The organism is Chitinophaga fulva (assembly GCF_012927205.1).
In the GTDB taxonomy this organism is placed as follows: domain Bacteria; phylum Bacteroidota; class Bacteroidia; order Chitinophagales; family Chitinophagaceae; genus Chitinophaga; species Chitinophaga fulva.
Window position 1 is genome coordinate 3,207,817 of record NZ_JABBGC010000001.1, and the last position, 24,797, is coordinate 3,232,613.

The following is a 24,797-nucleotide window of genomic DNA, read 5'->3' on the forward strand; positions in this document are numbered from 1 at the left end:
TTACTTAAAATGATCCGAAAATGAAAAAATTATATATACTATTAAGCCTGCTGTGTGTACTCATTGTCACGCACCTGCGGGCACAGGAAACCAGCGGACGGCTCGACGGGCGCGTACTGGATGGTAAGGGGCAGCCTGTTCCCGGTGTAACGGTACAGGCCATACATACGCCTACGGGCACACGTTATGGTACCGTGGCCAGTAATGACGGCCGTTATCACCTGCCGGGACTCCGCATCGGTGGCCCCTATACGGTACAGGCTTCCATGATGGGAATGGGAACACAAACAAAAGAAGGCTTGCAGATAAGACTGGGGGAGCCTTTGCAGCTGGAACTGATATTGGAAGATAAACAGAAACAGCTGTCGGAAGTAGTGGTGAAAGGAAACAAAGTGGCTAAGGCCAGTACCTATGGTGCCGGCCAGAACATCAGCAGCACGCAGCTGAAAAACATGCCTACCGTTAGCCGTAGCATACAGGACATGACGCGGCTGGTGCCGCAGGCATCGAAAGATAACTCTTTCGGCGGTACGAATTTCCGCTATAACAACGTTACCCTCGACGGCGCCATCAACAACGATGCGATAGGCTTCAGTCCTTCTACCGGCGGTATTACCGGTACTTCCGGCATGCCCGGCGCCAGCACGCATACCAATCCGGTGTCTATGGACGCGATCGAGGACATGCAGGTATACCTCGCCCCGTTCGACGTGAAGATCGGTAATTTCACCGGCGGCAGTATCAACGCGGTCACCCGCAGCGGTACCAACACCTTCACCGGTTCCGTATATGCTTTCGGCCGTAATGCCGCTATCACCGGCAAAGACAGAGCCGGCACCCTCGGCAAAATGAACAGTGACTTTTACGATTATCAGACTGGTATACGCCTGGGCTTTCCTATCATCAAAGACAAACTGTTCTTTTTCACCAATGAGGAATTTACAGGTCGCCGTGATCCCACGCAGCTGCTGGCCGGCCAGCCTGAAACAGCGCAGATACTCAGCGCGAAAGATGAGCAGGATATCCGCAATGCTACACTACAGCGTTATGGCAATGCCTTTGATCCCGGTACCGGCGGCGCCTTCAGCGCCAAAAGCAACTCCTGTAAATTTTTTAATCGCCTCGACTGGAACATCAATGACAAACATCAGCTGTCTATCCGCAATAACACTATCCTCTCTGAGGCCATGATGATGGACCGCGACCAGGCTGATTTCCGCTTCACCAGTATGGCTTACAAACAGACCAACAACCAGACATCGACGGTGGCGGAGCTGAAATCCCGCTTCACTCCCCAACTGGCCAACAGCCTGATCGTAGGTTTTACATCGGTGAAGGATAAACGTGATCCGCAATCCGATCCGGCATTGCCGCAGGTGCAGATCATGGGCCGCACACCGGGTACTACCATCTACCTGGGAACAGACAGGGAAGCAGCTATTTTTAACATGCAGCAACGTACCTGGGAAATCACCGACAACGTGACCCTCTACAAAGGAAAACATACTTTCCTCTTTGGTACACACAATGAGCTGTATCATATCAACTATGGCTTTGTGAACAGCTGGAACGGCCGGGTGGACTATCTCAGCATAGATGACTACCTCCAAAATAATCCATGGCGCGTAAGAGGCAGCTATAACTATACTGACAATAGCAGAGGTTATATCATGGACCATCCGCAGTCCTTTAACCTGGATATGTTAAGCGCTTATGCACAGGACGAAATTCAGCTGACAGACAAACTGAAAATTACACCGGGTATCAGGGCCGACTATACGTTGTTACCGGAAAAGCCCACACTGAGTGACAAAACCCAAACCGCCCTACAGGACGGCTTCCTCGGTACGACTTATTACTACACGCCACTGAACCAGATCACGAATCACTACTTCAACCGGGTACAAATCTCTCCGCGCCTGGGTTTCCGTTACGACTGGATGGGTAATCAACGCCTGATTCTCCGGGGTGGCATCGGTATGTTCACCGGCAGGATTCCGCTCGCCTGGCTGGCTTATGCTTACTACAACAATGGCGATACTTACGGCGCATTCGATCAGAAAGCAGACCAGCAGGCATTCGTAAAAGGCTCTGATCCGCTGAAAGGCGGCAGCAATGGCATCGGCGGATTTATTGAACAAAACGGCGCCGTGCTGAACAACAAAAACACCGGTAAAACACAGGTGGACGTGGTGGATAATAACTTCGTAATGCCAAAGGTGCTGCGTACCAGCCTGGCCGCTGAATATACCACTACGTCAGGATATAAATTCACGGTAGAAGGTATTTATACGAGGAGCCTGAAAGATGTAATGTTCAGACAGGTAAACATCAAAGATGACCCGCGTTATTTTGGATATGATACAAATCAGTCACAGCCTGTGTTTGGCGGTAGTGTAGATCCCCGCTTTGCCAATGCTTACGAATTAAGCAATACCAATAAAGGTTACCGCTACAGCCTCACCGGTAGCATCAACAGGAATTACGCTTTCGGGTTAAATGCCGGTGTGTCTTATACCTATGGGGAGTCAAAAGATGTGTCCAACGGTATCCGTAACTCTATGGAGAGCAACTGGCAGCTGAACCAGGCGCTGAATCCCAATAACCCAGACCTCGCTTATTCCAATTTCGATATCCGTCACCGCATCGTGGTGCATGTGGATTATCGCAAGGCATGGGATAAAAAATGGATCAGCAGTTTCGCCTTGTTTGTCAGTGCGCAGTCCGGCTCTCCGTTTACCTACGGTATCGTGAACAACAGTATCCAGGGACTGCCGCAGCAGGTAAGCCTGGTGTATATTCCACAGGCCGCGGAAGCTGCCCGTTACTTCCAGGATTATACAGATGCAGCGGGTAACGCCATAACAGCTGCCACACAGGCAGAAGCCTTTAATCGCTATGTGGATGGAAACGCTTACCTGCGTAGCCGTCGCGGTGATTTTACTGAAAGGAACGCCGGCCGCACACCATGGAATACACAGGCTGATTTCCACTTCGGACAAGAGTATCATTTCTCTGACCGCCCGGGCAGTAGCTTCCTGACCTTTACGCTGGACGTGATGAACCTTACCAATCTGCTGAACAAAGACTGGGGCAGGGCGTATTTCTCGCCCAATACGTTCAACTCAACTGCCAGTGTGGGATTAACACCTTTTTATCCCGGCCGGCAGGGCAAGGAGAATTATCCGGTGTATATGTTTGCTGATCCGGGTAAACCTTATGCAGTTGATTTCTTTAACTCCCGCTACCAGCTGCAGTTAGGGATGAGGTATTCATTTTAGGTAATCGATATCAAATTAAAAGTGATGAAACATTTTATATATTTTTTAGCGGGTGTCATGATCATGCTGGCTGCCTGCAAAAAAGACCATAAGGAGGTAGAGACGCCGCTGACGGTTTCCGGTTTTATGCCGGGCAGTGGTAACCCTGGCACGGTGGTGACTATACGGGGAACAGGGTTCAGTCGTACGCTCGAATCCAATGAAGTAGCTTTCAATGGAGCCGCTGCCCGTGTAGTGAGCGCCAACGATTCTGTATTGGTGGTACAGGCCCCTGATAAAGGGACTACCGGCCCGCTGACGGTAAAGAACGGCGACCGCACCATACAGGGCGGCACCTATACCTATCAGGCGTTGAGCATTCACCATATTGCACCAGCCAATGGTCCGGCAGGCACCAATATCTACATTTCCGGTGCTGGTTTTACGGCGACCGACGGTCCTGCTGAAGTGACTGTCAACGGGCATACGGCGATTATCGCCAATTCCAACGATACCTTGCTGGTGGTGATTGTACCGACAGATGCAGGCGCTGGTGAGATAGAAGTGAAGGTGAATGGCACACACGCTACCGGTCCGAAATTTAATTATCAGTCTATCACACAGGTCAAGCCGGCCAAAGGCGGCGCTGGGACACAGGTTACACTGACCGGTACCGGTTTTGACCAGGCGGCGGCCAACAATCAGGTGTCCTTCAACGGAGCGGCAGCTACCGTGGTGAGTGCCACCGCCACTTCGTTGGTGGTGATAGCACCGGCCAATGTAAAAACCGGTCCGGTGTCGCTGACGATGAACGGACAGAAAACCACCGGCCCTGTATTTATACAGGTGCCGCCGCCTTCCATCAAGACGGTGGCGCCGCTTAGTGGTCCTATTGGCAGCACGGTCACCATCCAGGGTGATGAGTTCAGTGATATCACCGATGAAGATTCCGTGTTTATCAATGGCACGGCAACGCCTATACTAAGCGCTACCAAAGGGCAGTTGATCGTTACTGTTCCTCCCGGCACCACATCTGGTACGCTTAAAGTAGTGGTGAACGGCCAGGAAGTCAATGGGCCGCGTTATGCGGTGCAGGCGCTGGGGGTATCGCAGCTATTGCCCGACAACGGATTGGCAGGCACCGTGATCAAAATCAGGGGTACCGGCTTCGACCCTGTGGCGGCCAATAACAATGTAACCATCAATGGACTGGCGCTGACGATCAATACAGCATCCGATACGGTGTTAACGGCTACCATACCTACCGGCATAACTACTGGTCCGCTGCAGATTACTACCGGCAGCCTGTCGGCGACCGGACCGCTGTTCCGCAGAGCGGGTGTGAGCCTGTTCTATCAAGGAACGATGGTCGTGCCTAATCAGCGAGGCATGGCGATCGACAGCAAAGGATATGTGTACCTGAGCGCTAACACTAAAATTTACAGAATCAATCCGGACGGTTCCGGTGGTACGCTCTTCGCAGGTGGTGACAATTCCGGTAATGCCAATGGCACCGGCGCTGCGGCGCAGTTCAACGGTATTTGCGGCCTTGCTTTTGATGCCAATGACAACCTGTATGTGGCCGACGGCTGGAACAACAGTGTGAGAAAGGTGACGCAGGCAGGAGAGGTGACGACCTTCTATTCCGGTATCGAGAACCCGCCACGTTATATTACAGTCGATCCGTCAGGTAATGTGTATATCGGTTCTGAATACAACGGCACTTACCGCATTTCCGCCGATGGCTCCCAGATCAAACAGCTGTCCAGGGGTGGATTCTCTTCACAATTCACTTACGTGAACGGGTCTGTGTTCTGGTCCAACACGGATGGCGGTGCCGTGTACCGCTACAACAGTGTTACCAGTGAGGTCGGACTGTTTGCCGGTACCTTCTTCCAGTCCGGTTATGTGGACGGGCCGCGCGGCGTTGGTAAGCTGGATGGCCCGGGCACGTTGGTATATGATCCGGTGAGCAGATTGATCTATGTGATAGATGGCAACAATGCTTCTATCAGAAGTATATCACTGGCAGATGGTACCATTAGTACGATCACGGGCTCCGGGGGAACTTATGAGCCATGGCATACCGGCAATAAGAACGGCACCTTGCAGGAGGCCCTTATTTCACCGGCATCGGCAGGGTCTATGGCAGTAGACCGGCAGGGGAATATTTACTTTGTGGAAGATTTCCTGCGCCAGATCAGGAAAATAACGTTGCGCTGAGAATAACCCGGCTATGTGAAAAGGTTCGTTTGTCTATGGATGAACGAGCCTTTTTTCAGCTGAAGAGGAACGTAAAAATCCGCTCCGGCAGGCCGGAGCGGACACCTGTTATATTCAGATCATTTCAGAATGTGTTTTTTTCAGACAAGTTACCGAATGATGGTAACGAGATTTTTCAATATAACCACTGTGCGGCTATCTTATCAAAGTTAGACAATACAGTGGCGCCGGAATTACACTGGCCTGCATTCATAAGAGAATTTGCGTCAGTAATAGGTGTGCCGGGGATTTGCATGCCACCGGTCTGATTGGTGTGCATGATGGAAATGTTATGCCCTATTTCGTGCGTAATAGTGCGTTGACGTTGTGCAAAGCTGTTAGGGGCAATATATGCTTTGTTGATCTGGATGAGATTACCCGCTTTACCACCGGAAGGGAAAGTGCCCATGCCACAGATACCTGCACCAAGATTGGTATCCTTGATTAATATGTCATAGGATGTACCGGTAACGATGCTGACGTGTAGGGCAATAGCACCGCCGATGGTGTTCCACTGGTTAACGGCAGAATTGATTTCCGGCATCATGGAAGTCATGCTGGGGTCTACTTTGATACGAACATTCAAAGCGTTGGCAGCGGTCAGTTTGCTACCTGTCCATTGTTGCTCTGTGGTGGCTTTGCCATCAGGTACTTCCATGTCTTTGGGGAAGCGGATGTCTCCATCAACGATATAGGCGTCGCCGTTATCAACGATGTCATTTTGGGAAAAGCCCAGGCGCTGAATGTAGGTGAACACTTTGTCTGCATTATCCTTTTTTTCAGGAGCTACAGGTGCCTCAGCATTTTTGCTGCATGATGCCAATAGTAATGCTGACAGTACGATAGAGGTGAGTGTTTGAAGGCTTTTTTTCATGGTTAATTTAATTTGGGTGATTGAGGGTAACGATCAGAATATACAGGATAACATGTCCAGTAGCGGAAATATGGCTATTTCGCTTCACTACCGGAATATTTTTGAGTTTTCAAGCTGGGTACTATTTTATATGCATAGTTTTATGTGCGCTGACGGATTTTAGTTGTTTGAAACGCAATAACAGCATAGCTTTTCGGGCATAAAGAGCATGTGTGATATTCCTATCGCGCCGACAGATGTAGAACTATGAGTATTGTTGATAGTAATATAGGTTTACGAAATAATTTTGTTATACGGGTTCGATCAGATTTTCGTTGTTCTTGAGGGTCTTGAAGCGTGTGCCGTGCTTTCGTGTACAGATATTGAGACTGGTCAGCAATAATACAATAAGCAATTCAAAAAAAGAATTTTTTTTGAATGAAAAACATTTTTACCCGGACGGTAATTGTTTTGATATCTGATTATTGGCAGTGTGCCCGGGCATACTGCCAATAATCAAATATCGAAATGTCTAAATAAAATAATGGCGAAATGTTCGTAACCATTGCTTTTCGCGGTCCCAGAGCAGTACGTTCTTTTTACCGGTCAACAGTTCGTAGAGCTTTTTTATTTCGGGGTTACCGGCAACATGTTGTACCAGGAATTCAAGCGCCACGATAATTTCTGTTTTACCATCGGTGCTGATTGCTTCTATGGCCCTTTGTTTGGCAATCAATTGTTTTACACGCCGGATAAGATCGGGCACTACTTTTTCATCCCCATATTTAATCACACCGTGCAGGGCAGTGAATTTATTTTTCCCCTGTTCCAGTTGTTCGCGAAAGAGGTCCAGGTAAGAAGCATCGCTTAACTGAAGAATGGCGCTCAGCGCGGTGCCGGAGACATCCTGCTTTTTATGTTCCAGCAATTTTACGAGAGAAGGCAGGCTGGCCGGTGACCCGGAAGTGGACAAGGCCATGTTGGCATATATCAGGTCGTATTCATTTTTGCTGGTACTAAGGACTTCCAACAATGTTTCTTCAGCTGTTTTTTCAGCGGAGCGGGAGAGTGCCTGGATAGCGCTTTGCCTGATCTGCCAGGCACTGCTTTTGACCGCCTGGACCAGGGGCGTAAGATCGGTGCCTGCCGGCTTGTGCAAATAAACGATCTGGTCCAGCATGGAGGACAGGATATACTTATCCTTTTCTTTCGCTACCCGGGAGATAAGGAATTCCATTGCTTCCCGGTTGTTGGTGTTTTGTCCGATATGTGCGAGGGTGAAGTAAGCGCTCTTCCGTCGCTTTGCATCTTTCTCTGCATTGATGAAAGTTATCAGCTGTGGGATATAGGCCGTATTATCGAGTTTTTCCGCTTCTCTCAGCGCAGCCCACGATATGGTGGTGCTGCTGCTTACACCCGGCGGCGGAGGCCAGTCACTGGTGTCATTCATGCGGTCGATCAGTTCTATCAGGTATTGGTCCATGGCGGATGAAAGAATTAATGAGGGGTTAAATATAAGGAATTGTCCGCTAGGATGTTATATCATACGGCTGATGAGGCGCCGGTGCCTCATCAGCCGTATGGATATCAGGCTGCAGTGCGGCGCCTGAATTGAAGCGTGATCAGTATCACCACACAGGTAGCCAGAACAGCCCATGGAAAAGATACGGGGCCGTACCGGTCCAGCAGTACGCCTCCTGTGATGCCGCCCATCGCTACTGCCAGGTTAAATACGGTGACAAACATGGACTGGCCCACATCGCCATGGATGCCGGTATGGTCGGCCATTCGTTTTTGCAGCAACGTAGGAAGTCCGCCGAAGGATATGCCCCACAGGAAGACGCCTGTATAGAGGAAGAGACGCTGTTCAGGTGCTGCCATCAGTGCTACAGCGCCCAATGCAAACAGTAACAGGCTGATGAGGACCAGCGAATGCAACCAGCGGTCTACCAGTGCGCCAACGATGAAAATGCCCAGGATAGCGGAGATACCGAAGAAGAACAATATCATGTCTACCGCCCCGGCCAGTCCTGCGCCGGAAAGGAAAGGCGCAATGTACGTGTATAGAATGTTGTGGGCCAGTACCCATAAGAACATAGCGAACAGCAGTGTCCTTACGCCATGCAGCATCAGGACGCCGTAAATATTTGTTTTCTTTTTTTGCTGTACCCCGGCAAAATCAGGCATGCTGCGGATAATCCAGCCTACCAGCAATGCAGCGGTGACTGTCATGATCCAGAAGGCGCCGTTCCAGCCCAGTTGTTTGCCAATCCACGTGGCCAGCGGTACGCCAATAGCGAGGGCAATAGGTTGCCCCAATCCCACCAGTGCCATGGCTTTGCCCTCCATGGCAGGCGGAACGATCCGTTTGGCATAACCGATGAGCATGCCCCAGGTGATACCGGCAGCCATGCCGGCGAGGAATCGTGCCACCAGCGTGATGGCATAATTGGTAGATAACGCCGTGACGGCGTTGAAGACAAGAAAGCCGGTGATGGCCAGCAGTAGTAAACGTTTGCGTGGCCAGTGCAGTGTGAGTGCGATAGCCGGAATGGCCGCCAGTACTGAACCCAACGCATATACGGAGATGAGTTGTCCTGCATAGGAGGCTGTTACCTGCAGCCCACGGCTTATTTCGGGTAGAAGCCCGGCGGGCATGGTTTCCGTCATGATGGCAATAAACCCTGCGAGTGTCAACGGCAATAGTTTCCGGATGGGCAAGCGCTTGCCCGTGGCCACTTCAGTGAGTGGCCTTTCAGTGGTTTCGATCATATTTTTAAAGTTGATTGGCTTAAGTCAGCCTCTGTGTAAATCTTTTATTATTGAATGATTGTTCAAGAATAGAGAATAAAAAAAGCTCATCCGGATGAGCTTATGTTTTTAATTGGTCAATATACTGATCAGTGTATTTTCGAGGCTTTCCAGCATGGCTTTATCGTTATGCAGCAGTTGCATTTGCCAGATGCTGGCAAAATTGGCTACAATGAAAGTGGCCAGCTGTGTGGCGTCTTTACTGCGGCTGACCTGCTTTTCGGCCTGCGCTTTGTTGATCCAGCTGGCCATCATATTGACCATGGACTTATTCTGTTGTTGCAGAAACACCCTTACTTCCGGGTCTTTACCAGCCAACTCAAAGGTGGAACGAACTACCAGGCAGGCCTTTTTCTCCTTGAGGGAACGCCTCACCGCCGAGTGAATAATGGCCTTGATGGCGTCGAGGGGAGAGGCTGCACTACGGGCTGCCTGCTCATAATCTTCCATCGTTTGCACGCTGTACATTTTCAGGCTTTCCAGGAACAACTGATGTTTGTCCCTGAAAGTACCGTATATACTGCCGGGATTCAAAGACATAGCGTTGACGAGGTCCTTCATGGACGTATTGTAATACCCCTTGTCCCAGAATACGTCCTTTGCATTTTCAAGGCGTTCTTCCAATACAAATTCTTTGTTCCTTGCCATAATGATGCAAAGATATGTTTGTTGAATGAATGTTCAAGAATTATTTTTGAAGCCGTTATTTGCGGTTTAACCGTTCGAGGAACTGTTGCCGGTAGGTGAGCCCTATCGGTAATGACAGTTTATGTAACATCACCATGTTTTTTTCGTACATCGTAATATGCCGGAGGGATATGACATAAGATTTATGTATCCGGATGAAATGCTGAGCAGGCAATAGTTCCATCAGTTCGTTCATGCTCATCAGGGCCATCAGTTTTTTCTCTGCCATATGAAACTGCATATAATTGCCGGCAGCTTCAATATACAGGATGTGATCTATCCGGACGCGGTGCCACTGCGAACCGCTTTTGATCACGATCTCCTCGTCCGCAGGGGTGCCGGTTGATCTTGTGTTGGCGGCTGCGATGGCTTTATTAACAGCTTTCAGGAAGCGGGGATAGTTAATGGGTTTTAGCAGATAGTCAACAGCGTTATACTCATAACTTTCTGCCCCAAATTCTGCATAGGCGGTGGTAAACACCACCATGGGCTGCACTGGCAGGGAAGCCAGCAGGTGCATGCCGGACAATCCCGGCATATTGATGTCGAGGAACAATAGATTTACCTCCTCCCGCAAGAGATAGTCCATGGCTTTAAATGGATTGGTAAAGCTGCCGGCCAACTGAAGCTGGGGCGTTTGTTCAATGTACCGTTGCGTTAATGCCAGGGCTAAAGGTTCGTCATCCACCACTATACATTTCATGGCTGTTTAAATTTATTTCAAGCAGGATATCAAAATGATGATCACTGTTATGGATATGCAGTTGATGTGCTGAAGGGTATAGCAACGAGAGCCGCTTTTTTACATTGGCCAGTCCTACGCCGCCCACCTGCGGCATGGCTGCTGCCGGCGTTCCTCCTGCACTGTTTTTTACATAGAAAGATAATATATTGTCCACCACTGATAACTGTATGTCGATGTAGGAGAGTTCTCCCAGCCTGATGCCATGTTTAAAGGCATTCTCCACAAACGGAAGCAATAACAGCGGCGCAATTTGATGATGGCTGTCTGCCTGGTGGTGAAACCGGATATCCGCCCGGATCTCATCGGATATCCGGTATTGTTGCAATTCAATATAATCTTCGATGTACGTGATTTCCTGCTCCAGCAATACCCGGTCTTCATTGCTTTCATACAACATATACCTGATCAGGTAGCTGAGTTTATCGATAATACCAGCGGTACGGGCATCGCCATATAGGGTGGCGCTGGCATAAGCGGTATTGAGCGTGTTGAAAAGAAAATGTGGATTGATCTGCGCTTTCAGAAAGTTCAGTTCAGCTTTCAGTTTTTCCTGTTGCATCACCTGCTGCTGCGCTTCTTTTTTTATCCAGGTACGTGTGAAACCATATCCCATGGCGAGGCTTAGCAGGATGAAATCGAAGACGATATTAATGATTATCTGCTCTTCAAAAGGTTCTTTTTGTGTAGACACGATGCTGTCAAAAAAGAGAAAATCGATCACAGACTTCAGGATAGTAGTGCCAATAAAAAGTAACAGCAGTTGTAACACCAGTGGTTTCTTGTTTTTCAGTGCTGCTCCCCGGGGGATCATGATGAGCGATGCTGTATAAAACATAGCAGCATTGATCAGCGTACCCACCGTCAGCGGATAAAAAAGCGTATGCTCTCTGCTGCTGAAAACGCCAATGGTATTGGCTACAAAGGCAAAGAGCAGATAGGCGCCGGTCCAGATGAACACGTGAATGATAACCTCTATGCTTTTTCTTTTCAAGTGCGGTGATTTGCGGATGAATGTAAAGCTATTCCGGTGTATGGGGAAAAAGAGTTGACGAACTGTTGTTTTTTTATTTGAACTGCGTTGACAGTTTTAACCGGAAGGTACGGATAGCCGTCCCCGTTGTTGGTGTAATGGCCGTGACCGGCGTTGGATACATGGCTAAGTTTGCCGTAAATCACAACACATGAAACGGTATTTTACATCACTCTTGTTACTAACGCTAACGTCTTCCATCAACGCACAGGACCTGAAAGGTATTTGGGTAGGAACGGTGAACCTCACCGGGATGGAGCCTCCGGAAGTAGCCTTTGAAATTTCTGCGAACAGCGCGGGACAGCTCCGGTCACGCATGCATATCATCAACCAGAAGGTTTTTAATATCGAAACGGAGAACCTGGTCGCCGCCGGGGGACAGCTGAAAATGGACATCCCGGCCATGAGCACACATTATGAAGGCCGGCTGATCAACGACAGTACCCTTTCGGGCTTTTTCCTGATGAAGGACAAACGCAAATTTTCATTCGAGCTGAAAAAGCGTGACGCGCTGCCGGTTGCTGCGCAGAAGCGGCCGCAGGAGCCGGTCCCGCCACTGCCGTACCAGGAGGAGGAGGTGACGTTTGAGAACCGCCATGCGGGCGTATCGCTGTCAGGTACGCTTAGCCTGCCTACAGGGAAAGGCCCCTTCCCGGCAGTGGTGCTTATTCCCGGTTCCGGCCCCAGTGACCGCAACGAAACAATTTTCACCCACAAGGTTTTCCTGGTGCTGGCGGATTACCTCACCAGGGCAGGCATCGCGGTGCTGCGGGCAGATGACCGCGGCGTGGGTAAAAGTACCGGGAATTATGAATCTGCTACCAATGAAGACTTCGCGGAGGATGCGCTGGCAGGGGTACGTTACCTGCAATCCAGGAAAGAAGTGAATCCTCGTGCCATTGGACTGATAGGGCACAGCCTCGGCGGAGAAATAGCGCCTATCACCGCGGCTTCACCAGATGTGGCCTATGCGGTGCTGATGGCCGGCAGCGCGTCGGATATGGCCACCGCCTATAATGAATCCATCACGGCCGTCGGCAAGGGGAGTGGCGCCAGTGCAGCGGCTATTAAAGTAAACGTCAGGCTGATGGACAAAGTCCTGGAAGTGATAGGAGCGGAACCGAATGACAGCATCGCGAAAATAAAACTGGCGGCGGCATTGCTACCGTTCGATAAGGAGGTGGCCCAACTCTCTGCCCGCGACCGGGAAATCATGGAACTAACGCAACCTCTGCATGCAGAAGAGTTTTATCCTTTTTTGTCAGGCCCAAGGCGGGCAGACTTTTTCCGTAACCAGGCCGCGATACTGCAAAAAGTGAAATGTCCGGTGTTGGCCATCAACGGCAGTAAAGACGTACAGGTGTTGCCGGCACAGTTGCCCCGCATTGAAAAAGCATTGCGTGACGGGGGCAACAAACAAGTCACCATTAAATTGTTTCCCGGGAAAAATCATTTGTTCCAAAACGCTAAATCAGGGCTTCTTGCTGAATACCCGGACATTGAGCAAACGATCGCTCCTGATGTATTGGCTTATATGGCAGCATGGATAAAACACAGGGTCTATTAATTAATAGCGGCCATTATCAAATGGCCGCTATTATATGTTTTACTCTGCCTTCAGGCTTTTTACCGGATCTGCCAGTGCTGCTCTGATGGACTGAAAACTCACGGTTATAATGGTAATCGTCACCGCGCCCAATGCGGTAATGAGCAATACGCCGACGCTGATATTGATCCGGTACTCATATTGCTGTAACCACCGCTGCAACACATACCAGGTGAGTGGTGCGGCAACGATACAGCTTAATACCACCAGGACTACAAAATCTTTGGAAAGCAGCAGCCACACCTGGGATATGGAAGCTCCCAACACTTTCCGGATACCGATTTCTTTGGTGCGTTGCTCTGCCATATAAGCCGCCAGGCCGAAGAGGCCCAGGCAGGAAATGAAAATGGCCAGTACGGCAAACACGCCGGCCAGGTTACCTACCAGTGTTTCGAACCTGAACTTGTCGGCATACGCATCGTTGATGAACTGATACCGGTAGGAATAGAACGGGTTATGTTTGTTGAAGACGGTTGTCAGTGTGGCGATCGCTTTATCGGTAGGTACACCCGGCGATAAGCGGTAGGTGATGACATTCGCCCAATCAGGATTGTAAAGGAACATGCAGGGTGGTACTGATGAATAGGGAGAACCCATCAGGGCGTCTTTTACAACACCAATCACTTTCTGGACTTTCACCGGGTCGCTCCAACGGATGATCTGATCGATAGGGTCTTTGAGGCGCATACGTTTAACGGCCGATTCATTCAGTATCACATAGTTGGTGTCAGCTCCCAGGTTGCCGGAGAAGTTCCTGCCGGCAACAATCGTCATGCCGGTGGTTTTAAAGTAATCTGCATCGGAAACGGCGGTGGTGCCTAATTCCAGCGATTCGCCGGGTTGTTTGCCCTGCCATTCCCGGATGTTATTGGTCATCCAGATACCGGTAACCGGGCTGGAAGACTTAGTGACGCTGGCTACCACGCCGGTTTGCAGCAGGTCGTTTTTCAGCGCTTCGTAGTTTTGGTTTATGTCCGGACTGTTGTCAGTCATCATCAGCCGTTGCGCATCGTAACCGGTAGGGCGGTCTTTGGCATGTTGTATCTGCTGATAGATGACAATCGTGCTGATCATCAGTGCAACGGAACAGGTGAACTGTACCATCACCAGCGCTTTTCTCGGCAATGAGGCGGCTTTTCCGGTTTGCATGGTCCCTTTCAGTACCTTCACCGGCTGGAAGGAAGAGAGATAGAACGCTGGCCTTCCTCCTGCCAACAAGGCTGTCAGCAGCACATAGGCCATCAGTATACACCAGAAAACAGCACTGTCGTAAGGGATACGGATATGCGTGTTGGTAAGGGCATTGAAAGCCGGAAGTGTCACCTGTACCAGCAGCAACGAAATCATAAAGGAGATCAGGGTAATCATCAGTGATTCCAATAAGAACTGGAATACAAGGTCATTGCGGTGAGAACCGATCGCTTTTCGTATACCCACTTCCCGTGCCCGTTTTTCAGAACGGGCGGTAGAGAGGTTCATAAAATTGATACAGGCAATCAACAAAACCAACAGCCCGATAATACTGAACATCTTCACATAGTCCAGTAATCCGCCTGCAACTACGCCGTTCTTAAATTCTGCCTGCAGGTGCCACTGTTTCATCGGTTGCATGAACAGCTCGCTTTTGGCGATGCTGTATTCGTCCACGCTATATTTTTTCAACAGCATCTTCATGTTGGCAGATACCTGGTCAAAAGAAACATTAGGCTCGAGGCTTACAAACGTCTGGAGACTGTTGTTGCCCCATTGGGTGCCCCAGTGCTGCACTTTTACCATGTAGTCCAGTGGTATGATATAATTGAACTGGAAAGTTGAGTTGGTGGGTACATCTTCCAATATGCCCGTCACTTTTAAGTCTGTCTGGTTATCGATACGGACGATCTGATCGATAGGGTCTGCATCACCGAACAGTGATTTTGCAGTGGATGCTGTGAGTACAATGGAATGCATGTCATTCAGCACATCGCCGGCTTTGCCACGCAACAGCGGATATTCAAACACTTTCAGGAAATCGGGGCCGGCTGTTACGCCATTCAGGTACAACTTTTTCTCCTTTGCCACCAGTCCGTGTGAGGATGTCCAATCTGTTTGCACTACATACCGGACACCGGGGACTTCCTTTTTTAGTACTTCCGCCAGCGGATAGGCGGTAGACCGCTGCGTGAGGATATCGCCGTTATAAACGGTCCTGTACATTACCTGGTTAGTATGCTGATAACCCGGCAGAAAACGGTCATAGGAAAACTGGTAGTGTACCCATAACCCAATCAGCAGCGCTACTGCCATCCCGATGGCCAGTCCGAAAATGTTCAGTGCGCTATAGGCTTTGTGGTTGATCAGGCTGCGCCAGGCTGTTTTGAAGTAATTCAGCAACATGAAAAAGGAGTTAGTCTGCGGTCAGGTCTGAATAATAATGCCATAAAATAATCTATTTAAATGTAATGAATTATGATTTATAAAATATTTTATATTGTTCGGTTTTAAAACAACTATGTCCGGTTTTAACAGGCTTATTATCTTTGAGACAAACTATCTGATTAACCGGAGCCAGCACGCTTCCCCTACGTGGTGATCCTTCATCCTCCAAACAACCTGTAATATGGGCAAAAGTAACAGTAACAAACAGAAATTATCACCGGAGCAACAGGCTACGCTGTTGGCTACACTGAAATCACGTTTTGAAAAAAACATGCCGAGGCATAAAGGCCTGGAATGGAAAGAGGTGGAAGCAAAGCTGAAAGCCAGCGGCAACAAACTATGGTCGCTTCAGATCATGGAAGAAACCGGTGGAGAACCGGATGTGGTGGGGTTTGACAAAAAGACGGGGGAGTACACATTTTATGATTGTGCCGCGGAAACGCCCGCAGGGCGAAGGAATGTGTGTTACGACCGGGAGGCGCTGGACGCCAGGAAAGAACATAAACCGGGAGACAGTGCGTTGGACATGGCAGAGGCCATCGGCATCACCTTGCTGACAGAAGAGCAATACCGGGAATTACAACAGCTGGGGAAATTTGACCTGAAAACATCCAGCTGGATAGAAACGCCGGCCGCTATCAGGAAATTGGGCGGAGCACTGTTTTGTGACCGCCGTTATGATCATGTTTTCGTTTATCATAACGGGGCATCTTCTTATTATGCGGTAAGAGGATTCAGGGGGGCGTTAAAAATATAAACTTACGTTGAATACTATACGAAAATGACCAGGGCTTAAGAAGGCTTGATTTTTGCAATCAGGCCTTCAAAGTCTCTTTTGAATGATGACAGAGAAAACCTATATCAACCGGGAAATAATATCGTTGTTTGATTATACCAACAATTCCGGCGCAAAAGCATCCCTGAATGCGCTGTTTGACAGAGCAGGGTTGACCCGTGATCATGTGATGGCCAGACAGGTATTACTGCGCGCTTTTGTGGAACAATGGGATATACTGGAAGATCTCAGGTATCAACGGTACGATTTTGAGGAAGTTCACCGCTTCACCACAACGTTGAAACACTACTACGGAGAAGAAGGGCCGGACAGGTTTTTTTTGATGTTCAGTAAGGATAAACACCGCCTGAAGGCGAGTTGTGCACAGACGGTCCTGTTTTTTGATCGCTTATACAAACAATATTTTGAGAAGATAGAACAGGTGAAATTTCCAGGGGCATTTCAATCTTGTCCTGAAAGGATTTGTACCTTCCTCTCCGGAACCGAAACCGCGCAACTGGCCATGGCGGTAAGCAGGGGAACGGCGTTATCCATCCATGATATTTCCGGGTTGTTGAAATGGCTGCTGAAGAAGGATGCCAGCCATGAGCTGGAACATTTCTGGCAATCCTTGTTTGAGTTTGAAGCTATCTGGTCGGTGGCGAAAGGCATTAAAACACGGAACTTTGTTTTCCCGGTATTCACGCAGGAGGTATTGCTGTTGGAGCAGTTTTATCATCCCATGCTCAAAAATCCTGTCCGCAATGATTTCAGTACCCGCAACAATGTGATGTTGCTGACAGGGCCTAACATGGCTGGCAAATCCACAGTCCTCAAATCTGTCACTATTTGCGTGCTGCTGGCGCACCTTGGCCTGGCCGTGCCGGCACAACGATGCGAAGTGCCATTTTATGATGAGTTCCTGATTTCCATTAACGTGACGGATGATATCCAAAGTGGTTACAGCCATTTTATGCAGGAGATCATGAACCTGAAAACGATCATGCAGCAGGCTGTAAAAGGGAAAAAGTGTTTCGCGGTATTTGATGAGCTTTTCTGCGGAACAAATATTGACGACGCGATTGATATCACCTGTTCTACGGTAAAGGGATTGTCACAACAGAAAGGCTCCCTGTTTATGGTTTCCACACATCTCTATCAGCTCGATGATCTCTTGCCCAGCGACAGCTTTGAAGCTTATCAGTTGGAAGCCATGATTGAAGAAGGGATGCCCAGGCATACCTACGTTTTGAAAAGAGGTTGGTCGCGGCTGAAGTTTGGTAAATTACTGTTTGAAAAGGAAGGACTGGACAGATTGCTGAATGGGATACCGGGATAAACCTGGACGGAGGTATTTGATAAAGGCAACCTGAAAAAATCCATGTGACCGGAATAGGACCACTGCCAGTGATCTTATTCCGGTTTTATACTTTTAACCGGATTAGCGAGTGCCGCTTTGATGGCTAGTGAGCTGACCGTTAAAAGAGCTATGATGATCGCGAGCATACCGGCTGCGATGAATATTCCGATACCAGGTGTTATCCGGTAGTAAAACTCCTTCAGCCATTGTTGACTGATCCAGTAGGCAACAGGGGAAGCTATCAGAACGGCTATCACCACCAGTTGCACAAAATCCCCCGATAGCAATACTACAATATTGCTCACAGAAGCACCCAGCACTTTCCGGATACCGATCTCTTTGAAGCGGCTTTCAGCCATAAACGCTGCCAGCCCGAATAATCCAAGGCAGGAGATGAAAATGGTGAGTCCTGCGAAGATGGCCGCCAGTTTACCGGTGAATTGTTCATTCCCGAATTTGCTGGCATAGGCGTCGTGGGCAAAATTGATTTCCAGAGGAAAAGCGGGGTTATATTTTTTGAACACCTTTTCCATGCCAGCAATATTGGCGGCAAGGGGCTGTTGATCGTTCAGCTTTACGAGAACCGTTCCTGTCCAGCTTTTCGGGCCTTTTATGATGATGGGCTTTACGGGCATGTACGGTGACTCCTGTATGAAATCTCCGACTACGCCCACTACATGAAAGTTGTCCGGGTCATCAAAAATTTCCTGTCCGATGGGATCTTTAAAGCCCATCAGTTTCACGGCCGCTTCATTGATCAGGCAGGCGGTGGAATCAGTGGGGTATTGTTTTAAGTCGATGTCTCTGCCCTGTATCAGCCGCATGCCGGCTGTTTTGACCAGGTCGCCCTCCGAAGTATACCGGTTCACCTGCACCTTCATGTTTTCCGGTTTGCCCTTCCAGCGCAGGCTCAATCCATACGCCCAGTTTTCAGATAACGGCGACATGACTTTGGATACGGAGGTGGCATAGCCTGAAGCAATCAGTTCCTGTTTGATCAGGTGGAAGTTCTTGTTCATTTCATCATTCAGGAATACATGCACGAGATTGTCCATGTCGATACCGGTTTTCCTGTTCTCCCCATACCTGATTTGTTTGGTAACAACGATCGTGCAGATGATCAGTACAATGGCGAAAGTAAATTGTAATACCACCAGGGCACGGCGTGGCGTGATGAGCGTATGAACGCCTTTGTTCGATCCTTTGAGTGCGGATACGGGTTTGAAACCGGAAAGGAAGAAAGCAGGATAACTGCCGGCCAATGTGCCGGTCAGTATGATGAAACCAATACCGGACAACCAGTAATATGGGTTACTATATTCCAGGTGCAACTGTTTGCCGGTGATCTGATTAAAAGCAGGCAGGCTGATGGCCACAATAAGCCACGCTATCAGACCAGCTATAACGGCCAGTGTGATAGATTCTGTCAGGAACTGGAGGATAAGCGAATGTTTCTGTGCGCCCACTGCTTTACGTACGCCTACTTCCTTAGACCTTTTACCGCTTCTGGCAGTGGACAGGTTCATGAAATTAATACAGGCAATCAGCAGGATAATCATGGCTACCAAAAAGAATGTTCGTACGGTGGTAATGCGGCCACCCACCGGTATGCCGTTCTCAAAATGGTCGTATAGCCGTAGGCGGCTGACAGGGTACAGGAATGATTCGGTGCCGGCATCTTTGGCATGTTCGGGGGCTATACGCCGGATTTTCCGGTTGATTACCTCCATGGAGGCGTTGGGGCGCAGCAGCGCAAAAGTAGAAACGGAAACGTTGCTCCAGTCTTTATCGATATGACCGGCCAGTGTTTCTTTTTCGTAGGAGAGCAGATACTCCGCATAGCTGAATTGTGTGTTGTCCGGAAGGTTCTTCAGGATGCCGGACACTGTATAATCTACGCTGCCTGCTTTTATTATTTTCCCTATCGGGTCATCATGTTGAAAAAGTTTCTGTGCTAATTTTTCCGTGATGACAATATTGTTCGGGTCTTTTAATACAGTTTGTTCGTTTCCTGCCAGGAGCGGGAAGGAAAACATGGAGAGAAAACCGGGATCAACCACCGCACCGGCGGACATCAGTTTTCTGTCCTGTTGCGGGGCCAGCAGCAGGTTGCGTGTCCAGCGTACACGCGTGGCTTCTTCTATCTCCGGGTAATCGGTTTTCAGGGAGGGAGCCATGATTTCCGGGGTAATGGCCATGGACCTGATCTTACCTTGTATGCTGTCGTTGGACCATACCTGGTATAACCGGTCTGATTTGCTATGGAAGCGGTCGTAGCCGACTTCGTCTTTCACCCATAGTAAAATAAGGATGGCACTGGCCATACCAATGGCTAATCCGCCGATGTTGATCAGCGAAAAACCTTTATTGCGGAACAGGTTCCGAATAGCGATGTTGAAGTAGTTCCTGAACATGTTACCCGGTACGACGAAAAAGATGCCAGCCTCTTAAGTTTTTGGTTATAATAGTATTATGAGTTGGTAAACCTCCGGAAATGTCCGTTTTTGGTACAGGGAAATGTACGATTGCGGACATATTAATTGCGTCGCTAAAATAGCGGTATAACCGCTGCATAACCGCTGCATAACAGATAGCTCTTAAGGTAAATTCTATTTTCGTTGCTTAAAATAATTTTATGGGCAAACGGAAAAATATAGAGCCATTACTACAATTTCTAAAGCGCCGAGACTTTTTATCAAGCCTTGTTTTGATAGTTGTCACACTGATGGAAAAATTCAATTTCAATTTTTTGGATGCTCCTAAATTTTGTGGTTTCTTGTTTGTCGCAGTCGGAATGAGGATCTATTACGGAATGCAGGAGAAAAATGGTATCATCAAGTGGTTGATTTTGCCACTAGGATTGCTGGTTGGGTTGCAGGTACTAATATGGGGTCTTAGCTTTTGGCGTCCCAGCCCTTTGCTGACGCTGGTGTCGGAACTTATGATACTTTATCTGTTTAGCTTTCTTTTACCCGGATTGGTGGATGCAACTATCCATTTTTATAAACAGAAAGGTTGGCTTAAAAAGCATAGTCCTATGTTGATAGCATATCTCGGTATTTATACAGTGCTGGTTCCTGCAATTCTTGGTCATATGTGCACTACATGGACCTTAATCGTCCGCTAGAGATTTCATAAACCCTCTGTTGGCGGGTAAAACCAACAGAGGGCTGTTGATCACCCATGCTGTGACTTGTATAGCTCCGGCAGGAACTGCCCGAGGATGCTCATTTCTTCGTGGCAATGTTTCTGTAAACCGATACCTACTTCATCAGGGTATATGCGTACCCGTGTGTCATAGTCATTTTGCAGATGGTTGTCAGCGAAGCAGCCGAGCCAGAAGCGGCTTCTCATTTCGCAGCCGTAGGGGGTGTCTCTTACGAGGTGGACCATTTTAGCTGTCCAGCCGGGGGCGCCATCTTCTCCGAGGCGCGCATGTACGGCGGTGCTCACGCCTGCCGCTGCAAAATGTTCGATTGCCAGCAGTTCAGCAGGAGGGCGGAAATTGATTTTCAGTTTGTGTACCGTATCACCGCCCAGCCTCTCATGTGCGATGTGGGTGCCTCCGATATAGTTGCCGGTGCCACGTTCCCCTATCCAGTCGCTATACACATGATCTTCCGGATGCCATTGTTTGTATTGTTCGGTGGTATGCACGTAGCTGAACCACCAGTCGATCATATGTCCTTTTACGTTAATAAGGCTGCTGCGTGCGGCTACTAAAAGAATACCGTTGTCGAGTCTTTGGTAACCGGCTTCAAAAGGCAGGTAGCCGGGTTGCAGGAGTTGATTTGCTTCTTCTGGTTTCATAAAAATATATTTCAGGATTATTGATTTTTTTTCATTGACGGGATGATGATCATCAGGGAGATGATAACACCGCCGATACCTGTGAACAGGAAGAGGTGCGGCAGTATCACAACGAAGACGGCGAGGAACTGTCCTCCGAAAACAGCCATGGCATAATATCCCAGGCTGGCGCCCCGGTTGTCGGCAGTGCTAACGTTGACGGTCATATGATTTAATAGTGGTATGGTAAATCCGAATCCGCCGCCAAGACAAAGGGCTGCGAGCAGCAGCGGTGGCAGTTGACCGGCGCTGTTCAGTAACAGGTTCCCGGCTGCCAGCAGCGCAAAACCGGTAGCAAGCGTAAATCGTTCTGAAGTACGTTTTACCATTACTGTTAGTCTGCCTGCGGCGATCACCGCCAGCAGGGACACGGCGCCCATATAGTAGCCCGTCTGCGTGGCGCTGAATTGAAAACGCTGGTGCAGTAGTTCCGGCAGTTGAAGGATACACGTGAAAAAGAGCAACATGGCTGCCGCTGCTCCGGCTACAATCACATAGACTGCCGCGGGTGCTGTCCCCTTACCGGAGCTGTTTGCCGCCTGGGGTTGCGGGCTTTGCGGAACGGTGCCCGTCATCATCAGCCACAGTACCCATGCCAACAGATAAATACAGAAGGGTAGCCGCCAGTCGATATCGCCAAGTATGCCGCCGGCGAGGAGGAACAGCGCGCCACCTAGTTCAATGGCCATGCCTTGCGCTGCCATTATTTTGAGCCGTGCTTCTCCCTGAAAATGGGTGGCCAGCAAGGCGGTGCCGGCAGCCATGACGGCTGCGGTTGCGCCTCCCAGCAGGAAGCGGATAGAGAGTATCAGCATGGGGGGCAACGGAAGCACCGCTGCTATGCCCAGCAGGCCGTAGCCTGCCAGTCCGGCCTGCATGGTGGTGTAAGCACCCCTGCGGTCTATCAGTGCCCCGGTAAGCGGAGAGAATACTATCACACCCAAAGATGGTAAAGTGATCAGCCATTTGCCCATCGTGTCCATATGCAACCGGGGGGCTATGATGTTGAGCGATGGCGCAATGGCCGTTCCTACCATAATGGTCAGGCAGCTGGTCAGCAGGAGCGTGGCGGTGCCTGTTACAGATAATTTCTGCATAAGTATTGAAATCGGATGAAGAAGAGGCTACCAGAGCTTGGGCGCGTGGTCGCCGTTTTGATTTTCCGCGTAATAGAGCGATGGCAGAAAGTGGGAGAGGTAGCTGAACTCGGAGTAACAATGTACCATCAGTTGTAACCCTGTCTCGTCCGGTACAGGATGTTGTGCGCCAAGGTAGAAACGGCTCCGCAGCACGCAGCCCCATGCTGTATCGCGCAGTATGTGAAACATGTAGCCGTCAAGGGGATCTCCGTTGGCGTCCTGCGGGGTGTCCTTACCGAAGCCGATACGTGCATATACGGCGGCGGATACCTCGTTCCGCGCATAGGCTACTTCCAGCTGATGCGGGTTGAATACTTCCGCCGGATGATGGAACTTGATGGTGGCGGGCACGGGTGGGATACTACCCAGCGACTCGGTGGCCTGGATAGTGGCGCCAATATAGTTCTCATGCCGCTTCCAGTGCTGGTCCCAGCCACCGTGCTGCACGTGGTCATGCGGGTGCCACCATTTGATATGCTGCGTGGTCTCGAAGAATTTAAACCACCAGTCCACCATACGGCCCCTGCAACCGTGGAGGTCTGTGCGCACGGATACCTGCAACATACCATTGGATAAACGATGGATGCCTGTTTCCAGCGGCAGTGGCCGGGCTGAGAGTAAATGGTCAATATCTGTAAACAGTTCTTTCTCCAATGCTGTTCCTGTCTTCATATGATCTTCTTTTTGATGAATGATTAAAATGACAGATCAAATGTAGACTGGACAGGAGGTTGGAAAACTTGATCAGGGTTAAGTTTTATGCTGGCTTTTTTTGAGTATGCGGCTATAGGCTTCCGCGGTAATGCCCAGGTACATGGCGATATGTTTATAGGGTACCAGCCGGATAATATCGGGGTAATGTTCCCGCAGCTGGTGCACCATTTCTTCTTTACTGTAGAGGAGTTTCATATCGGTCAACCAGATATCTTCCGCCATGATCTCCAGGATCATTTTCCTGAACAGCACACCGGGGCCATTGCTCCGGTAATAGTGCCGGAGAAACTCCACCGCCGGGATACTGATCACCTGACAAGTAGTAACGCTCACTATCTGAAACCGGGAAGGCACCTGTGTCAGCAGGCTGTCGAAATTGCTGCAAAGGGCGCCGGGGAGAAAGAACCGGCCAATCACCGTTTTGTCTTCCACACTGAATTCGGAGGCCAGAATACCTTCGGCTACCAGTAATACTTCTTCACTTCGTTTACCTCTTTTCAGGATGACTTCATTCTTTTTATAAGTGCGGACACTGGCACTGTCCATCAGGCTGCCCCATTCCGGGTCTTCCGGCTGAAAAGAGGGGCCTGCCTTCATTTGCAGGTAAGCTGTTATCTCGTCCATGGTGGTTACACTCTCCGGGCGAATATAGCCATAATAATTTTTTGAGGTAACTTACATACAAGCGCTGATTTTTTATGAAGATGGACACAGACATATTATCCTTCCTGGACGCTTATCCCGCAACAGTGGCCACCCGGGTGAAGGGCCTGCGCGACATGCTGCCAGGTATCATGGAGCAGCTGGATGTGCCGGCCAAAATGATCGCTTATAGTTACGGTCACAAATACACGGAGATGATCTGCACCATTATCCCTTCGCAAAAGGGCGTAAAACTGGGGTTCTATAAAGGCAACGAGCTGCCTGATCCTGCGGGCATATTAAAAGGTACCGGTAAAATATCCCGTTATGTGGAGATTCCCGATGAAGGCGCCATACACAGTGCCGCGCTGAAAAAGCTGGTGGACGCCGCGCTGGCGGCATATAAGAAAAGGGTATAACAGCTTACAGGTGAAAAATAAGTAACGAAAAAATAACGCAACGCGACTGAAATGATGACCTATTTGTACACGGCACAAATATCTATTTTTGTTCACTCGGTCAGGAGGAGGATAGGATTACGCTCGCCTATGCCATATATGCAAAAGACAGGCCCTGGATTGAATATCCCATATACTTCGGCAAGTAGCGGGCTCTTACGCCTGATGACCCTGAAAGCGGGTGGTTA

General features: G+C 49.3%; 19 protein-coding genes. 7 read left to right on the forward strand and 12 right to left on the reverse strand.

The window, feature by feature from the left end:
- The first annotated feature begins 20 nt into the window (after window positions 1-20).
- Together HHL17_RS13115 and HHL17_RS13120 are read left to right on the forward strand one after the other, a co-directional pair.
- Complete coding sequence (locus tag HHL17_RS13115) at window positions 21-3,281, forward strand: TonB-dependent receptor (RefSeq protein WP_169225162.1); 3,261 nt, start codon at window positions 21-23, stop codon at window positions 3,279-3,281.
- A 24-nt stretch (window positions 3,282-3,305) separates the two neighbouring features.
- Window positions 3,306-5,483, forward strand: coding sequence for an IPT/TIG domain-containing protein (locus HHL17_RS13120; protein ID WP_169225163.1), 2,178 nt, complete (start codon window positions 3,306-3,308; stop codon window positions 5,481-5,483).
- A gap of 175 nt (window positions 5,484-5,658) precedes the next feature.
- Here the strand turns inward: HHL17_RS13120 and HHL17_RS13125 are convergent, their stop codons facing one another.
- The 6 genes from HHL17_RS13125 to HHL17_RS13150 form a co-directional block, all read right to left on the reverse strand.
- Window positions 5,659-6,396 carry a M57 family metalloprotease gene (locus HHL17_RS13125; protein WP_169225164.1) on the reverse strand — a complete coding sequence of 246 codons (738 nt, stop codon included), beginning with the start codon at window positions 6,394-6,396 and terminating at the stop codon, window positions 5,659-5,661.
- Between the two features lie 511 nt (window positions 6,397-6,907).
- On the reverse strand, window positions 6,908-7,858 hold the full coding sequence (locus HHL17_RS13130; RefSeq protein WP_169225165.1) for a HEAT repeat domain-containing protein: 951 nt from the start codon (window positions 7,856-7,858) through the stop codon (window positions 6,908-6,910).
- Between the two features lie 104 nt (window positions 7,859-7,962).
- Window positions 7,963-9,147, reverse strand: a complete 1,185-nt coding sequence (locus tag HHL17_RS13135; RefSeq protein WP_169225166.1) for an MFS transporter — start codon at window positions 9,145-9,147, stop codon at window positions 7,963-7,965.
- A 108-nt stretch (window positions 9,148-9,255) separates the two neighbouring features.
- Entirely contained in the window at window positions 9,256-9,834 is a 579-nt protein-coding gene (locus HHL17_RS13140) for a TetR/AcrR family transcriptional regulator (RefSeq protein WP_169225167.1), read from the reverse strand.
- 55 nt (window positions 9,835-9,889) lie between these two features.
- Window positions 9,890-10,576 (reverse strand): LytR/AlgR family response regulator transcription factor, encoded by a 687-nt coding sequence (locus HHL17_RS13145; protein ID WP_169225168.1) that lies wholly within the window; start codon window positions 10,574-10,576, stop codon window positions 9,890-9,892.
- Window positions 10,554-11,609 carry a sensor histidine kinase gene (locus tag HHL17_RS13150; RefSeq protein WP_169225169.1) on the reverse strand — a complete coding sequence of 352 codons (1,056 nt, stop codon included), beginning with the start codon at window positions 11,607-11,609 and terminating at the stop codon, window positions 10,554-10,556. The genes HHL17_RS13145 and HHL17_RS13150 overlap by 23 nt, the downstream gene beginning before the upstream one ends.
- Before the next feature lie 190 nt (window positions 11,610-11,799).
- Here HHL17_RS13150 and HHL17_RS13155 point away from each other — a divergent pair, with 190 nt between their 5' ends.
- Complete coding sequence (locus tag HHL17_RS13155) at window positions 11,800-13,215, forward strand: alpha/beta hydrolase family protein (protein WP_169225170.1); 1,416 nt, start codon at window positions 11,800-11,802, stop codon at window positions 13,213-13,215.
- Window positions 13,216-13,254: 39 nt separating this feature from the next.
- On the opposite strand, the gene HHL17_RS13160 is transcribed toward HHL17_RS13155, so the two are convergent.
- Window positions 13,255-15,630: an ABC transporter permease gene (locus HHL17_RS13160; protein ID WP_169225171.1), complete on the reverse strand. Its 2,376-nt coding sequence runs from the start codon at window positions 15,628-15,630 to the stop codon at window positions 13,255-13,257.
- A gap of 223 nt (window positions 15,631-15,853) precedes the next feature.
- On the opposite strand from HHL17_RS13160, the gene HHL17_RS13165 reads away from it, so the two are divergent.
- Both HHL17_RS13165 and HHL17_RS13170 read left to right on the forward strand, forming a co-directional pair.
- Entirely contained in the window at window positions 15,854-16,429 is a 576-nt protein-coding gene (locus HHL17_RS13165; RefSeq protein ID WP_169225172.1) for a DUF4256 domain-containing protein, read from the forward strand.
- Window positions 16,430-16,511: 82 nt separating this feature from the next.
- Window positions 16,512-17,786 carry a MutS-related protein gene (locus HHL17_RS13170; protein ID WP_169225173.1) on the forward strand — a complete coding sequence of 425 codons (1,275 nt, stop codon included), beginning with the start codon at window positions 16,512-16,514 and terminating at the stop codon, window positions 17,784-17,786.
- Between the two features lie 74 nt (window positions 17,787-17,860).
- Here the strand turns inward: HHL17_RS13170 and HHL17_RS13175 are convergent, their stop codons facing one another.
- A complete protein-coding gene (locus tag HHL17_RS13175; RefSeq protein WP_169225174.1) occupies window positions 17,861-20,221 on the reverse strand; it encodes an ABC transporter permease in 2,361 nt (786 codons plus the stop codon).
- A 221-nt stretch (window positions 20,222-20,442) separates the two neighbouring features.
- On the opposite strand from HHL17_RS13175, the gene HHL17_RS13180 reads away from it, so the two are divergent.
- Window positions 20,443-20,934, forward strand: coding sequence for a hypothetical protein (locus HHL17_RS13180; RefSeq protein ID WP_169225175.1), 492 nt, complete (start codon window positions 20,443-20,445; stop codon window positions 20,932-20,934).
- 50 nt (window positions 20,935-20,984) lie between these two features.
- Here HHL17_RS13180 and HHL17_RS13185 read toward each other — a convergent pair whose 3' ends face one another.
- From HHL17_RS13185 to HHL17_RS13200, 4 genes are all read right to left on the reverse strand, one after another.
- A complete protein-coding gene (locus tag HHL17_RS13185) occupies window positions 20,985-21,617 on the reverse strand; it encodes a DAPG hydrolase family protein (protein WP_169225176.1) in 633 nt (210 codons plus the stop codon).
- 17 nt (window positions 21,618-21,634) lie between these two features.
- Window positions 21,635-22,753, reverse strand: coding sequence for an MFS transporter (locus HHL17_RS13190; RefSeq protein ID WP_169225177.1), 1,119 nt, complete (start codon window positions 22,751-22,753; stop codon window positions 21,635-21,637).
- 27 nt (window positions 22,754-22,780) lie between these two features.
- Window positions 22,781-23,467, reverse strand: coding sequence for a DAPG hydrolase family protein (locus HHL17_RS13195; RefSeq protein ID WP_169225178.1), 687 nt, complete (start codon window positions 23,465-23,467; stop codon window positions 22,781-22,783).
- A 78-nt stretch (window positions 23,468-23,545) separates the two neighbouring features.
- Window positions 23,546-24,133 carry a Crp/Fnr family transcriptional regulator gene (locus tag HHL17_RS13200; protein ID WP_169225179.1) on the reverse strand — a complete coding sequence of 196 codons (588 nt, stop codon included), beginning with the start codon at window positions 24,131-24,133 and terminating at the stop codon, window positions 23,546-23,548.
- 74 nt (window positions 24,134-24,207) lie between these two features.
- Here HHL17_RS13200 and HHL17_RS13205 point away from each other — a divergent pair, with 74 nt between their 5' ends.
- Window positions 24,208-24,570 (forward strand): DUF1801 domain-containing protein, encoded by a 363-nt coding sequence (locus tag HHL17_RS13205; RefSeq protein WP_169225180.1) that lies wholly within the window; start codon window positions 24,208-24,210, stop codon window positions 24,568-24,570.
- Window positions 24,571-24,797 lie beyond the last annotated feature (227 nt).